Origin of the sequence: Acinetobacter johnsonii ANC 3681 (assembly GCF_000368805.1) — a bacterium.
GTDB classification, from domain to species: domain Bacteria; phylum Pseudomonadota; class Gammaproteobacteria; order Pseudomonadales; family Moraxellaceae; genus Acinetobacter; species Acinetobacter johnsonii.
This window is the reverse complement of record NZ_KB849705.1, coordinates 100,074-114,787: the sequence shown is the minus strand read 5'-3', so window position 1 is coordinate 114,787 and position 14,714 is coordinate 100,074. Positions and strand designations below refer to the sequence as shown.

The following is a 14,714-nucleotide window of genomic DNA, read 5'->3' as shown; positions in this document are numbered from 1 at the left end:
TTAACCGAGTATGCTGAATCGAGTAATTTTTAAATTAAAAAAAGCTTCGATTTCAATGCTGAAGCATTCCGTTAAATAAAATGATAAGGAGTCCTACATGAGTGGTTCTCATAACCATGATCACAGTCATGTTGAAGTGACTGCAAAAAATGCAAAAAAATTAACCATTGCACTTGCTCTGACGTTTACCTTCTTAATTGTGGAAGTGGTTGCAGGATTTATCACGCAAAGTTTGGCTTTATTGTCCGATGCAGCGCATATGTTTACCGATGCCGCTGCTTTAGCGATTGCTTTAGCAGCCATCAAAATTGGGCAAAAACCTGCCGATGATAAACGTACTTTTGGCTATCAACGGTTTGAAATTTTGGCAGCTTTGTTTAATGCCATGATGTTGTTTGTGGTAGCCATTTACATTTTATATGAAGCCTATCAGCGTTTTAGTCAGCCACCTGAAATTCAAAGCTTGGGCATGTTGGTTGTTGCTGTTTTGGGTCTAATCATTAACCTGATTTCAATGAAGATTTTGGTGTCGAGCAGTCAAGACAGCTTAAATGTGAAAGGGGCTTATCTTGAAGTGCTGAGTGATGCCTTGGGTTCTGTGGGCGTGATCATTGGCGCACTGGTGATTTATTTCACAGGTTGGATGTGGGTAGATACCGTTATTGCGGTGTTGATCGGCTTTTGGGTCCTACCTCGAACTTGGGTGCTACTGAAACAAAGTATCAATATTTTGCTCGAAGGAGTGCCAAGTGAAATTGATATCGAATCTTTACGCAATGACTTGCTGGCTTTAGAGGGTGTACAAGGCATTCATCAGCTTAAAGTTTGGGCCATTACCTCTAAAAATGTGCATTTAACAGCGCATTTGATTGCCCCTGATGTAGATCAAAGAGCTTTATACCACCAAGCCGTGGAGTTATTGGGGCATGAGCATGGGATTACGCAAGTGACTTTACAGATTGAAGAAGATGAATGCCATCCACACCCACACGAACATAGTCATTAAAAAGACTTGACCTTAGACTTAGTCTAGGCTTTACAATAGCGTCACTTTATTTTAGTACGACATTATGCGTTCTACCACGTGGATTAGCGTCTTAGTTGCTTTATTCATGTTCCAAAGTCTTTGGAACGTGGCGGCAGCTTTTTGCGTCCATGAAGAACAAAAAGCTCAAGTCGTGACACAACAAAGTTTTCATTTTGGCCACCATCAAACCACCTTGTGTGTGTCTGATGATAAGCCACACCAGCAAAGCAGTGTTGATGACCATACTCAAACGGCAAATGATCAGTTTGAATTGGGTGAAGACCATCAAGATCATTTGCCCTCAATGGCTCATTTGATTATTCCGAAAGAAAAAAACTATCAACTGCCACTCACGGTTGAAGTTCGTGAGCGTCCGCAGTTTTTTTGGCACAATGCCTATCAAGCCCCTGATTTATTGGGGCAACATCCTCCTCCTGAACTTTCCCCGCTAATGGTGGGGTAGCCTAAAACATTTCCCACCACTTCTTCTAAAAATTAGTGGGAAAAAGCATGTCGAATCAATTTAAGGCGTTTATACGCCAAGCCCTTGCTGTGGGCATAACAACAGCCGCGATGCAATGGAGTTTTGCCGAACCGATCAAGACTTTGGATGAAGCTTTAGCAAAAGTAGAGCGCTATCAAAACCAAAGTGACATTGGGCAACAGCGTCAAAGCATTACAGAGCTGAACATCAAAAACAGTGGCCTATGGCAAAATCCTAGCTTAAATATCAATCAAGATGGTTTTGGTTCAAATACTGATCAAGAGCTCAGTATTGCCATCAGTCAGCCCTTAGATGTGTTTGGACAGCGTAAGCTCAATCAAAAACTCGCAGAAACAGCGCACCAACAAGGGCAGTTACAGCAACAACTGTGGACAGCACAAAGCCAATTAGTGGTGAAATTTGCATGGTCTCAGTTGGCTTTGGCACAAGTTGAAAAATCGCTGTACGCAGCACAACTCAAAGTCAGTCAAAACAATTTAGACAGTGCCAAAAAACGTTATCAGGCGGGCAGTATTGCTTTGGTTGACTATGAACGTGCTCAAATCGAAAGTTTAGATATACAGCGCTTATACCAACAAGCAGTACTGGCAGAACAAGTCGCACAGCGTCAACTCTCAAACCTTTGGGGTGAAACCAAAGCCGATCTTCAACTCAATGCGGCCTCAATGCCATGGCCAGATCAAAGCGATGCCACAGTACAGCGCTATATTGCTGAAGGTTTGTTGGAAAATCTATATGCCCTGAATATTCAACAATCCAATTTAAGCATTGAAAGTTTAAAAGTGCAGGCACGTCCCAATCCGACCTTAAATGTCGGCATGAAACGGAGTCAAGCACCGAATGAAAGCAGTGATACCACATTAGGTGTCGGCGTGGATATTCCACTGAATATTTTTAACCGTCAGCAATACAGCATTCCGATGGTCCAGCGCCAGCAAAGCTTGTTGAATCAGCAGCAACAGCGCGAGTTAAAACAGCAGATTTTAGATATCGCCAATGCCATGCATGAGCTCAAAGGACTAAAACAGCAGTTCAGTTCGATGAGCCAACAAACCACTTTGGCAGAACAAGTTCAAGTACGTACGTTGCAAGGTTTTAAAGCGGGGAAGCTGTCCATTACCGACATTCAACAAGCCAACTCGCAACTGCAAAGCATACGCCTTGGGCAGTTGCAGTTATTACGTCAAGCTTGGCAGACTGCTTTGAGCGCAGAAGCCCTTAGCCTAGGTACTAGCTACGAACAGATCAGTAGTTCAGATGCTTATAGCCAAATCAGTAAAAATTCAATCGCACAAATACAAGACCTCATCCTTGGCGGAGCACAATAATATGCAACTAAAAAACCAATTTGGAAAAATATCACAGCCATTGATGATTGGGCTTTTGCTTCTAGTAACACTCCTTATTGCTATAGGAATTTGGTTTAGCTCAAAAGATAAAACCACCGATGAACATGCGCATGCCGAACATGAAGAATCTGAACACGCGGATGAGTCCGAGGCAGAAAAAGGACATGCCGAGGAAGGTGAAATTCAACTGACGGCACAGCAACTGACAGAGCAAGGCATTCAAATCGCTTCAGCTCAACAAGGTGTGGTGTCTCAAGTCACCGTTCTACCCGGAAAGCTTGTGGTTAATACCGATCAGCAAGCTCATATTTCGCCAAACTTGGGTGGGCATGTGGAACAGGTGAATGTTGAGCTTGGTCAAAACGTACAAAAAGGACAAACCTTAGCTGTATTGTCTGTCCCTGAACTGATCGATCAACAGGCCAATTTGCGGATGGCACAAGCCAGTTTGGATTTGGCACGTCAAGATTATCAACGTGAACAGCAGTTATGGTCACAGGGCATTTCTGCCAAGCAAGACTACCAACGGGCAGAAAATGCTTACCGACAAGCGCAGATTACTGTGCAATCGGTGCAAAGTCGCTTAAACGCCCTAGGGGCAACAGGTGGAGTAAATGGTCGTTTTGCCATCAAAGCCCCCATTTCAGGTGTGATTAGCCAAAAAGATATCGTGGTGGGTGAAAACGTACAATTGGCCGATCAGCTTTTTGTGATTGAACAATTTAAAGAGTTATGGCTTGAGTTTAATCTGCCTGCTCAGTACTCAGGTCAGTTACAAGCCAATCAGAGTCTGACATTTAAGCCGAATGCTTCTGAGCAAAAATATGAAGCCGTCATCCAAAGCTTAACTTCTCAAGCCGATGCGCAAACAGGACGTTTGGTGGTACGTGCTAAATTAAAAAGCCAAGCGGCTGAACTACGTCCAAATGTTTTAGTGAATATCTTTTTAGACAATACCAGTTCAAAAACAGTGCTTCGCGTCCATAAAAGTGCTATTCAAAACATTGAAGGTCAAACTTCGGTATTTGTGGTCGACGCTGAACAAAAAGGACAAGTGCATTTGAAAGCGCAGCCTGTTCAACTTGGGCAAGCTTCAAATGACGCTCAATGGGTGGAAGTGATTTCAGGCCTAACAGCAGGACAACGCTATGTCAGTCAAGGCAGCTTTGTCCTTAAGTCTGAACTAGAAAAAGGCGAGGCTGATCATGCACACTAATCATGATTTACCCAAGCCTGAGGGTTTGTTTGAACGAATTATTCAGTTCTCTATTCAAAATGCAATTTGGGTCATGCTCTTTGTCTGTACATGGATTGCGGTCGGAGTTTATAGCTATCAAAAACTGCCGATCGACGCAGTGCCCGATATTACCAATACGCAAGTACAAATTAATACCCAAGCCAATGGTTTTACCGCACTGGAGGTTGAGCAGCGGATTACCTATCCGATTGAAACTGCAATGGCTGGTATTCCAGATTTACAGCTGACTCGTTCGATTTCACGCTATGGTTTGTCCCAAGTTACTATTGTATTTGAGGATGGTACAGACATCTATTGGGCACGTCAGCAGATTAATCAGCGGGTACAAGAGGTCAAAGCAGATTTACCTAGCGATGTTTCCCCAACCATGTCACCAGTTTCGACGGGTTTAGGTGAAATTTATCAATGGGTCATTAAAGCCGAACCGAGTGCAAAAAAAGCCGATGGTACAACTTATAGCGCGATGGACTTGCGGGAGATCCAAGATTGGATCGTTCGTCCACAATTGCAACGTGTTGCGGGGGTGGCCGAGGTCAACAGTATTGGTGGGTTTAACAAAACCTATGTGGTTGCTCCCGACTTAAACCGTATGCAACAGTTAAATATTTCCTTAAGCCAACTGCAAACCGCTTTACAGGAAAATAATGAAAACCGTGGAGCGGGTTATATTGAGGAAAATGGTCAGCAACTCACAGTGCGTGTTCCGGGGACACTCAACAGTCTTGCAGACATTGAAAATACAACGGTTGCCAGCCCAAATGGGAACCCCATTCGTGTCGCGGATATTGCACAGGTTTCAATTGATCATGACCTCCGAACAGGAGGCGCAACCTATAACGGCGAAGAAGCTGTACTCGGCATCGCTATGATGATGATGGGGGAAAATAGTCGAACGGTGTCTAAAGCTGTAGATGCCAAAATTCAAGAGGTGCAAAGTAGTTTACCGCAAGGTGTCACAATAGAAACGGTTTATGACCGCACGACCTTGGTGGAAAAAGCCATTAAAACGGTGCAAAAGAACTTGGTTGAAGGCGCAATCTTGGTGATTGTGATCCTCTTTTTATTCTTAGGTAATATTCGTGCTGCGTTAATTACAGCCTGTGTGATTCCACTGTCTATGCTATTTACTTTAACGGGTATGGCACAGCAGAACATCAGTGCCAACCTAATGAGTTTAGGGGCATTGGATTTCGGTATTATTGTCGACGGTGCAGTGGTGATTGTTGAAAACTGTATTCGCCGTTTAGCCCATGCACAACAACTGCTCAAACGACCGTTAACTCAGTCGGAACGTTTTAAAGAAGTGTTTTTGGCTGCGCGCCAAGCCCGCCGTCCACTCATTTTTGGTCAGCTGATTATTTTAGTGGTGTATTTACCGATTTTTGCACTGACGGGTGTAGAAGCAAAAATGTTCCACCCAATGGCTTTGACTGTTGTACTTGCACTCGTTGCGGCCATTATTTTGTCGATCAGCTTTGTACCTGCGGCTGTTGCACTTTTTGTCAAAGGTGACATCAAAGAAACTGAAAGCCGTTGGATGCTGTGGCTAAAAGAGCGATATGAGCGAGTATTGGACTGTGCCTATCAGTATAAAGCAGTGGTTTTGACCTTCGCATTGTGCTTATTGATGTTGACGGGATTACTTGCAACGCGTATCGGCAGTGAGTTTGCACCACAACTGAGTGAAGGTGACTTTGCTGTACAGCAACTGCGCTCTCCAAGCACAGGCTTAGAAGAATCGCTTCGTATTCAGGAAAATACGGAAAAGCTACTTCTGAAGAAATTCCCTGAAATACATGCTATTTTTGCGCGAACAGGCACAGCTGAAGTGGCGACCGATGTAATGCCTCCAAATATTTCAGATGGTTATGTCATGCTGAAACCCCGTGATGCATGGCCAAATCCAAAAGAATCACTCGATGAACTGCGTAGCCGTATGCAGGCCTATTTAGCTACATTGCCCGGGAACAACAGTGAGTTTTCTCAGCCAATTGAACTGCGTTTCAATGAGTTAATATCGGGTGTACGTAGTGATGTCGGTGTCAAAATCTTTGGCGATGACATGCAAGTGTTAAATGCGGAAGCTGAAAAAATCAGTAAATTGATTCAACAGGTTTCAGGCAGTACCGCCGTTAAAGTTGAACAAACGTCGGGTTTACCTTTGCTCAATGTGGAAATTGATAAAAGCTTGGCGGCTCAATACGGCCTAAGTGTCAAAACCATACAAGACTATGTGTCAGCAAGCATTGGCGGACAAAATGTCAGTGAAATTTTACAGGGCGACCGCCGTTTTGACTTTGTGATTCGACTCAGTGAGCAAGATCGTAGTGTCAATGGGATTGTGCAACTGCCAATACAGCTTCCAAATGGTGGCAGCATTCTGCTCACCGATATTGCCACTGTAAAAATGATGGATGGCATTAACCAAGTCAGCCGTGAAAATGGCAAACGTCGTGTGATTGTCACGGCGAATGTGGAAGGGCGTGATTTGGGCTCTTTTGTCACAGAAGTACAAAGTCAGCTTAAGCAGTATCCTCTACCAAGTGGTTACTGGATTGAATATGGTGGTCAGTTTGAAAATCTGGCCTCGGCACAGGCTCGAATGCAGATTGTGATTCCACTGGCGTTACTGACGATCTTTATTTTGCTGATGGCCGTTTTCCATAACGTCAAAGAAAGCTTGCTTGTGTTCACTGGTGTTCCATTTGCCTTAACTGGTGGTGTGCTTTTCTTGTGGTTAAGAGACATTCCTTTGTCAATGTCGGCGGGTATTGGTTTCATTGCCTTGTCTGGGGTTGCCGTCTTAAATGGTTTGGTCATGCTGACCTTCATTAAAGAGCTAAGAGAGCAATACCGCTTACATGAAGCCGTTTGGCAGGGAGCGATTTTGCGATTAAGGCCTGTTTTAATGACCGCTTGTGTAGCGTCTTTAGGTTTTGTTCCCATGGCGCTTGCTACGGGCACAGGGGCAGAGGTCCAACGTCCACTGGCGACCGTAGTGATTGGTGGAATTATTTCTTCGACGTTATTGACCTTGGTGCTATTGCCAGTGTTGTATCGTTGGATGAATGCAAAAAAAGAAACGAAAGTTTAATCCTTTAATCCACTGAAGCATGGGGAGGCAAAATAGTCTCCTCATGCTTTTATATAGTACTTGATATCGGTCTGATCGCTTTTGGGCGTTTAAAATGGCAAATCTGTTATAGTCTGTTATATTTTTTTCACAAAGAACTGTATCTGTCCTTTCGTATAGGAAACCTTAGAATAATGAATATAGATAGAGCGTTGAGGTATTGAAAATGAACTTTTTACTGAAGAAAAATAGAGCTTGGTTTGTATTCTTTATCATTACTTTATATTCGTTTCTTGGATTTTTTCTTGGATTTATCATTTGGGAATACTTTTTGAAGTAAGTACATAGTAAGGCTAAAGAAAACTAAGGCAGCTAATACTTCAAAAACTAATCAGAATCTTAATTTTCTGACTACCAGACTCGACTCATAACGAGACAAGTCTGGTTGTTTAAACCTTAAAACTTCCATTGTACCGAGATAGATGCATTTAACGGGTCGCCAGGTTGAATCCACATATCGCTATAGCTTGCAACATAGTACGTTTCGTCTAAGAGATTGTGCACATTGAACTGATAACGTAGCTGATCTGTTGGCGCATAATAAGCATTTAGATTCAACAACGTGTACTCAGGTAAGTTGAAGCCATTATCTGTACTGTGTCCACTACGTTTGCCCACATAGATTGCCGTTGCACCGAGCCCAACTTTGTCTGCATTAGCAAGGTTCCATTCATAGTTGCTGCTAACAGAACCACTATGTTTTGGTACATTGCTGAGTCGTGAACCTTTAGCAAGACTCTGGTCTTTTTCCACTTGAGCGTCTGTATAGCTATAATTGGCACGTATAGAGAATTGATCATTGAGCTGTGTCTCTAGATCGAGCTCTAGCCCCTTACTTGAGACTTCTCCAGCGGTGATTTGATAGTTACTATCTGCTGGATCTGTGGTTAGAACATTCTCTTTATCCATTTTAAAGAGGGCTAAGCTCAGCAAACTCTGTGGGGTAATCCGATATTTCCCACCAATCTCATAGCTTTTGCCTTTTTCAGGATTAAACACATCGCCGTTTCGGTCTATGCCACTGTTGAGCGCAAAGGATTCTCCATAGTTGGCGTACCATGACCAACGATCATTCAGTCGGTAGTTTAAACCCAAGCGTGGACTGGTTTGTTGTAAATCCTTTTTATTAGATGTACCTGCAAGTTTATTTTGAAAGTCTTGGGTGACGTGATCAAAGCGCGCTCCAAACAGCACACTCCATTGATCATTGAGGAAAATTTGATCTTGTAGATTCAGTGCAAAATAGCGTTGCTGTTCTTCGGTGTTAATGAAAAGTGGAAGCTCGGGTAAGTATTGTCCATAAATAGGATCATAGATATCAATGCTATTTGGCACGCTACTGCTGTGGTTTCGACGCAGTTGTAATTGACGGTACTTCATCTGCCCAAGTTCAGTGCTCAAAAGTACTTCATGACGGACCCAGTCTTGTTGTATGGTCCCAAGAACTTCAGTTTGAAAGAGAATGTCATCACTTTTATTGTCACGGTAGCGACGCTGGCGCTCTAATGTCTGTCCATCACTTTGAATACGACGAGGTTCACTGGAAAAGCCTTTGAGCTGAGTATCTTTCACACTGAGAGCATTATTCATTTTCCAGTCATCATTAAACTGATGTGCAAGTCGAAGCTGATAGAAATGATCTTTTTGAATATGGTCACCATCATCAGGTTCGCCTGTAAATGTTTTAGGGTCCATCACAAATTGTTTTTGATAACTACTTACACCACGGTCGAAGGTTCCATCTTGTCGGGTAAATTCACTGTCAAAATCTAACTGGGTTGAATCTGAAATTTTCCATGTGAGTTGGGGGGAGAAAAACCAACGCTCACTCTGCACATGATCACGAAAACTTTGGTTATCTTCATGTGCGACCGCAATACGATAAGCCACAGTATCACTGATTGGGGCAGTATGTTCAAAACTAGCACGGTATTTTTCTAAACTATTGGCACGTAAATTAACTTCTGAAGAACTTTCCCATTCAGGCTTTTTAGTGTTGATATTCAGTAGACCGCCGGCTTCCCCGCGGCCATAGAGCGCAGCCATTGGGCCTTTTAAAAAGTCGAGGGATTCAATATTCACCATATCTCGCGGAGCACTGAGTCCACGGTTGACACTAAGGCCATTTCTTATGATTTGTGCCCCAATATTGGGGTCTGTACTAAAACCTCTAAATGAAAAGTTATCCCAAAAGCCGCCACCATAATTGGTTTGACTATAGACCCCGCTCACTTGTGTTAATGCATCGTCAATACGTTGCACATCTTGTTGCTGAATTAACGCTTTGGATAACACACTTCGACTAAATGGCACGTCTAATATGTCATGGGAAAACTTAGTCATTGCTGTGCTTTGTTGAAGCCTTTCATCCTCAGTTTCGGCTTGTAATTGGATGGTCTGGAGTACTTCTGTTGAAGTTTCGGCCCAAGTGAAAGAACTCAGCAGGCTTAAATATATGCTTGAGGAAAAAAGAGAGAATTTATTCATCATGAAGGAGAGTAGTTTAAATTTGTATTGTTATGTTATAACATTTTAATGAGTTTGTAGTTAAAAAATCACTCTAAAATTGAAAAATGTCTTAAAAAAATGAAATAAATCAACCTAAGCTTTTAGGTTCCAATCCACAATACACTGTTTCAAGTCAGCTAAAGTCCCAATACCATATGCTGTATCAAATACGACTGAAGATATGGAACGCAGATCAACGTTATAATTTAAAAGCAGGTGGTTAAACTATAAACTCAATTTCTAAATCTTCACACTGAAAGCTATCGCCAAATAATTTAAAAAAAGCTGAGATATGTTGAATAATGTGCTTGTTCATTCTACAAAAATTGTGAATACTCATGCCGCAAAATTCAGGCTGTAAATTTATCTTTTGGGGTTAGCAACGACTGTGAAAACGTATCCATTTTCTCGTTTACAAAAAGCATTATTGGCGGTTGGTTCATTTTCATGTCTAGGGCTGAACTCGGTATGGGTACATGCGGCAGAAGAGAGTGATGTGGAACAACTTGCAACCATTACAACCACTGCTCAAACTGAACAACTGGCTTATTATCAACCCAAAGTTAATTTGCCTGGGTTTGGTCAGCAAAACCTTGCAGCCATTCCTGCATCTATTCACACCGTTACTGCTGAACTGATCGCAGATCAACATGCGAAAACACTGAGCGATGTGGTAAAGAACGATGCGTCCGTTGGGGATGGCTATGCACCCATTGGTTACTATGCAAACTTTGTGATGCGTGGATTTAGCTTAAATGCGGGATCAAGTTATTTACTGAACGGTAATTTGCTACGCGGTGAGCAAAATGTAGCGCTTGAAAATAAAGAGCAAGTTGAAATCCTAAAAGGCATGAGTGCGATTCAAAGTGGGATGTCAACGCCGGGCGGTGTGGTGAACTATGTGAGCAAACGCCCCAAAGATGTCCAATCTTTAACCATCGAAGCAGACAGTCATGGCGGCAGCCGTGTGGCGACTGACCTTGGTGGATGGTTTGGTGACAATCAACAGTTTGGTTATCGTGTGAATGCAGCTTATGAAGACATTCACCCCTATGTTGAACATGCCGATGGAAAACGTTTGTTTGGTTCCTTGGCTTTAGACTGGAAAATTTCAGATCGTTCAAAACTCGAATTTGATCTTGAATCACAGCGTCAAAAACAGCGTTCGGTACCAGGTTATCAGCTACTTGATGGTAAAACTGTACCGACAGGAGTGAAATGGGATCGTTTACTGGGCTATCAAAGCTGGAGCAAACCTGTCACAAATGAAAGTCTAAATACGAGTCTGAAATACAGCTATCAAATCAATGATAACTGGAGCGGCAATATGTCTGCTTCGCAAAGTCGTGTAGTTGTAGATGATTACTCAGCCTTTGCTTGGGGGTGTTACAGCAGTGTGTGTCAAACTTCTGGTCTAGGTAATAGTTTTGACCAAAATGGGAACTATGACATTTATGACTTCCGCAGCCCAGATGATAGCTATTTAACCAATCAATTTAAAACAGGCTTGAACGGGAAGTTTAACACTGGAGCATGGCAACATAACCTGAGTTTAGAGCTATCCCATGCTTATAAACGCCATACTCAATATGATGCTATATACTTACCAGTAGTTAAGGACTCTGAATCTACAGGAAATATTTATGATGATCCTATTAGCTATACGCCTACGGATAAAGCCTTAGGTAATCATTACAAATCGTTAGATAGTCAACAAACGGCTCTCAATGTGTTGGATCAAATTGAATTTAATGATGCTTGGTCAGTTTTGTTGGGTGGTAAACTTTTACATTTAAATGAAAGTGCCTATTCTGCAGATGGCAACAGTATTCGTGACACCGACTTTAATCGTTTCTTGCCACAGCTTGCGTTAATGTATCAGCCTTGGCAGAACACTCATCTGTATGCTTCGTATGCAAAAGGAATCAGCGACGGCAGTCAAGCGCCTGCATATACAGATAACGCTTATGTTACCTTAGCACCAAGACGCTCAACTCAATATGAGTTAGGTCTTAAACAGCAATGGCAAGAGCTACTGTTTACTGCCGCTTTGTTTGACTTAACACAAGATCATCAATATACCAACTTAGACAATTACTATGTCACCGATGGTGAACAGCATAATCTAGGTTTAGAATTGGGCTTGCAAGGTCGCGTTGCTGAAAATCTAGATATGACATCGACTTTGGCACTGACCCGTTCACGTTTGGAAGATATACAGGTAGATGTTTATAAAGGGCATCAAACTCAAAACGTACCAACGGTTCATTTTGCCAGTCATGTGTCTTATCAAATGCCTCAAATAGAAGGTTTACGTTTACTCGCAGGTATGCAATACAGCAGCAGTAAATATGCCAACAAAACAGGGACGGTTAAAGTTTCAGGTTATACCGTATTCGATGCGGGTGCAGCTTATAACTTCCGTACTTATGGTTATGACAATATGCTTCGCCTGAATGTGGACAACCTGTTCAATAAAAAATACTGGCGAGATGCAGGCAGCTTCTTCGGGGATGACTATTTATTTCTGGGCACACCGCGTACAGCACAATTTTCATGGACTGTGAACTTCTAATAAATAGTTTTAAATAAAAAAGGCATATTGAATAATATGCCTTTTTTATTTTTACTAGCTTGTTATGAAAAATAGTGACGAAATAACGCAGCTGAAATAATTCCAGCAGCAATTGCAACTAACGGCTTTTTCACAAGTAACATGACTAATAAAGTAGTTCCTAAAGCCAAACGTGCACCGTTATCTCCCTCAACTACAATAGGTGCTAAAAGTGCAACCAATACGGAACCAGACATAGCGGTAATAAACCGTTGAACCGTATCACTGATAGGGACATACGACATAATAAACACGCCGCCCCAACGAGTCACAAGAGTGACTATGGTCATAATTAGAATAATGGTCAATGGGTATGCGGTACTTAGCTCGATATTCATATTTTTTTCTCTTTCCAAAGTAGGCCAATCCCCCCCCCAGCAAGTGCACCGATAACAACATGGCTATTTTTGGGTAGATACCAATACGCCAATAATGAAATACAGGCCGATGCGATCCAAATTAAAACAATACGAATATCCTTTTTCCCACCAATCACCATTGCTAATAAAAAGCAAGACATAACCATATCGAGACCAAAAGCATTTGGGTTTTGAATGCTATTGCCAAAATACAACCCAAGCCATGTGCCAATAATCCATGCTAGCCAAAGGGCCAAACCGCCGCCGAATAACAACCCAAATCCAGATTGACCGCGGTTAAAGGCTTGCAAAGATAGCGCCCAGTTTGCATCGGAAATCACCAAAAGGATGCTATATCTTTTCATTGGAGAAAGATGGCGCAACCAAGGATAAAGCGAAGCGCCCATTAATAAGTGACGTGCATTAATAAAAAAGACGGTAATAATGAGAGGAAATAGAGAAATTTTTTCTCCCCATAACTCTAAAGTGGCAAACTGAGATGCTCCCGCAAACACCAAAGTACTCATTAACAGACTAGAGTCATTACTTAGGCCTGTATGTGTCGAAGCAAGTCCAAAGGCAGCACCAAAAATAACAACGAAAAGTGAAATTGGTAGTAGGTTTTTAAAACCAGACCAAATATCTGAAGAATTGAGGCTATAAAGCGCTTGAGTTGTATTACTCAAAAGAATTTCCTTTTCATTATTGGTTGAGTATTCACACGAAATTATTATTTGCAAAGTAAAATAGATACGTTGCAGCATATGTCATATATAAATTATGCGCTCAATAACGAAAAATGAAAAACGCATAAAACTCAAGTATACTATTCGAAAAACGAATACAAGTAGATTGGCTTGAACTTAAAAGACCTGCAAATAGATTGGTTAAAATGTTTTGTAACTGTGGTAGACATGGGAACTCTGTCGCAGGCAGCTCCTGAACTTTATCGCTCACAGTCTGCGGTCAGCATGCAACTCAAAAAATTAGAAGAAGCGCTACAGTGCCAACTTTTAATTCGATCACATAGACAAATTGAGTTAACCGCAGAAGGGCAACTTCTTTTAGGCTATGCTAGACGAATTTTAGATTTGCACCATGAAACACAACAAGCTTTTCATAAAGATGAACTGGTGGGCCGAATTCGACTTGGTGTCCCCGATGAGTATGCCGCTCAATACCTCACACCAGTTTTGAAACGTTTCGCCCCACGTTATGGTGGCGTTGAAATTGAACTTTATTGCGAGCAATCTACGTCTTTGATTCCACGCATAGAAAGAGGTGACTTAGATTTAGCGCTTATTTCACGTGATGATTCACGGCAGGGCACATTATTGTTCCATGAACCAATGGTTTGGGTGGGTTCAGCCCAGTTTGATATTTGGAAAAATGACCCTTTGCCTGTAGCCGTCTATGAAAGTACCAGTTTGGCAAAACGTAGCGCGATTCACTCTCTAGCTTTACAAGGACGCCGTTACAAAGTTGTGTACCATAGTTCAAGTTTAGTCGGGCAAATTGCGGCTGTTGAAAGTGGCCTCGCTGTGGCTGTACTGGCCAAATGTAGTGTACCTGCACATTTGGATATTTTAGGCGCTGAACATGGTTTAGGCCCGTTAGAACCAATGGAAGTTGCTATCTTTCGTAGTCGTGCCTCACAGGGTTCAAAGGCAGTCAATCATCTATATGAGCTATTGATCAAAACCTTAAGACAAGCAACGATTTATTAAAATACAAAACCTCAAATTTTGTAGATTAAAGCCTGTGTTTTACTCAGTCGCCAATATCATCGTGATGACTTAGACGCTCGAACTTGGTTTATCAACGAATTCCAAGAGCTGTTCAAATCGCTTTAATATCAAGTTTTATATCACTCACAGTCAAAATATCAGCCATTCATAGCTGCTGAGTGATTGCATAGGTCAGATCATTCATGATGAACCTAATGGATCGCATTTAAGAAA

11 protein-coding genes are annotated in these 14,714 nt (G+C 42.1%); 8 read left to right on the top strand and 3 right to left on the bottom strand.

What is annotated here, in order from left to right; all coding sequences use genetic code 11:
• Nucleotides 1-97: 97 nt before the first annotated feature.
• The 6 genes from F946_RS04790 (at nt 98) to F946_RS17160 (ending at nt 7,552) form a co-directional block, all read left to right on the top strand.
• Complete coding sequence (locus tag F946_RS04790) at nt 98-1,006, top strand: cation diffusion facilitator family transporter (RefSeq protein ID WP_004979705.1); 909 nt, start codon at nt 98-100, stop codon at nt 1,004-1,006.
• 64 nt (nt 1,007-1,070) lie between these two features.
• The gene (locus F946_RS04785; protein ID WP_004979703.1) at nt 1,071-1,490 is read left to right on the top strand and encodes a cation efflux protein, CzcI-like; all 420 of its coding nucleotides are present in this window, start codon (nt 1,071-1,073) and stop codon (nt 1,488-1,490) included.
• A 47-nt stretch (nt 1,491-1,537) separates the two neighbouring features.
• Entirely contained in the window at nt 1,538-2,860 is a 1,323-nt protein-coding gene (locus F946_RS04780; protein WP_004979702.1) for a TolC family protein, read from the top strand.
• Nucleotide 2,861: 1 nt separating this feature from the next.
• Nucleotides 2,862-4,097, top strand: a complete 1,236-nt coding sequence (locus tag F946_RS04775) for an efflux RND transporter periplasmic adaptor subunit (RefSeq protein WP_004979701.1) — start codon at nt 2,862-2,864, stop codon at nt 4,095-4,097.
• Nucleotides 4,087-7,233, top strand: coding sequence for an efflux RND transporter permease subunit (locus F946_RS04770; RefSeq protein ID WP_004979700.1), 3,147 nt, complete (start codon nt 4,087-4,089; stop codon nt 7,231-7,233). The genes F946_RS04775 and F946_RS04770 overlap by 11 nt, the downstream gene beginning before the upstream one ends.
• A gap of 205 nt (nt 7,234-7,438) precedes the next feature.
• Nucleotides 7,439-7,552, top strand: coding sequence for a hypothetical protein (locus tag F946_RS17160; protein WP_010326689.1), 114 nt, complete (start codon nt 7,439-7,441; stop codon nt 7,550-7,552).
• Between the two features lie 116 nt (nt 7,553-7,668).
• Here the strand turns inward: F946_RS17160 and F946_RS04765 are convergent, their stop codons facing one another.
• Nucleotides 7,669-9,762, bottom strand: coding sequence for a TonB-dependent receptor (locus F946_RS04765; RefSeq protein WP_004979699.1), 2,094 nt, complete (start codon nt 9,760-9,762; stop codon nt 7,669-7,671).
• Between the two features lie 406 nt (nt 9,763-10,168).
• Between F946_RS04765 and F946_RS04760 the strand changes: the two genes are divergently transcribed.
• The gene (locus F946_RS04760; RefSeq protein ID WP_004979698.1) at nt 10,169-12,355 is read left to right on the top strand and encodes a TonB-dependent siderophore receptor; all 2,187 of its coding nucleotides are present in this window, start codon (nt 10,169-10,171) and stop codon (nt 12,353-12,355) included.
• A gap of 62 nt (nt 12,356-12,417) precedes the next feature.
• On the opposite strand, the gene F946_RS04755 is transcribed toward F946_RS04760, so the two are convergent.
• Both F946_RS04755 and F946_RS04750 read right to left on the bottom strand, forming a co-directional pair.
• The gene (locus F946_RS04755) at nt 12,418-12,732 is read right to left on the bottom strand and encodes an AzlD family protein (protein ID WP_004979686.1); all 315 of its coding nucleotides are present in this window, start codon (nt 12,730-12,732) and stop codon (nt 12,418-12,420) included.
• A complete protein-coding gene (locus F946_RS04750) occupies nt 12,729-13,439 on the bottom strand; it encodes an AzlC family ABC transporter permease (RefSeq protein WP_035326810.1) in 711 nt (236 codons plus the stop codon). The genes F946_RS04755 and F946_RS04750 overlap by 4 nt, the downstream gene beginning before the upstream one ends.
• A gap of 171 nt (nt 13,440-13,610) precedes the next feature.
• Here F946_RS04750 and F946_RS04745 point away from each other — a divergent pair, with 171 nt between their 5' ends.
• A complete protein-coding gene (locus F946_RS04745; RefSeq protein WP_004979681.1) occupies nt 13,611-14,480 on the top strand; it encodes a LysR family transcriptional regulator in 870 nt (289 codons plus the stop codon).
• Nucleotides 14,481-14,714 lie beyond the last annotated feature (234 nt).

Coding starts and splice junctions, on each gene's coding strand:
- F946_RS04790 (WP_004979705.1), top strand. CDS start 98: ATGAGTGGTTCTCATAACCATGATCACAGTCATGTTGAAGTGACTGCA.
- F946_RS04785 (WP_004979703.1), top strand. CDS start 1,071: ATGCGTTCTACCACGTGGATTAGCGTCTTAGTTGCTTTATTCATGTTC.
- F946_RS04780 (WP_004979702.1), top strand. CDS start 1,538: ATGTCGAATCAATTTAAGGCGTTTATACGCCAAGCCCTTGCTGTGGGC.
- F946_RS04775 (WP_004979701.1), top strand. CDS start 2,862: ATGCAACTAAAAAACCAATTTGGAAAAATATCACAGCCATTGATGATT.
- F946_RS04770 (WP_004979700.1), top strand. CDS start 4,087: ATGCACACTAATCATGATTTACCCAAGCCTGAGGGTTTGTTTGAACGA.
- F946_RS17160 (WP_010326689.1), top strand. CDS start 7,439: ATGAACTTTTTACTGAAGAAAAATAGAGCTTGGTTTGTATTCTTTATC.
- F946_RS04765 (WP_004979699.1), bottom strand. CDS start 9,762: ATGATGAATAAATTCTCTCTTTTTTCCTCAAGCATATATTTAAGCCTG.
- F946_RS04755 (WP_004979686.1), bottom strand. CDS start 12,732: ATGAATATCGAGCTAAGTACCGCATACCCATTGACCATTATTCTAATT.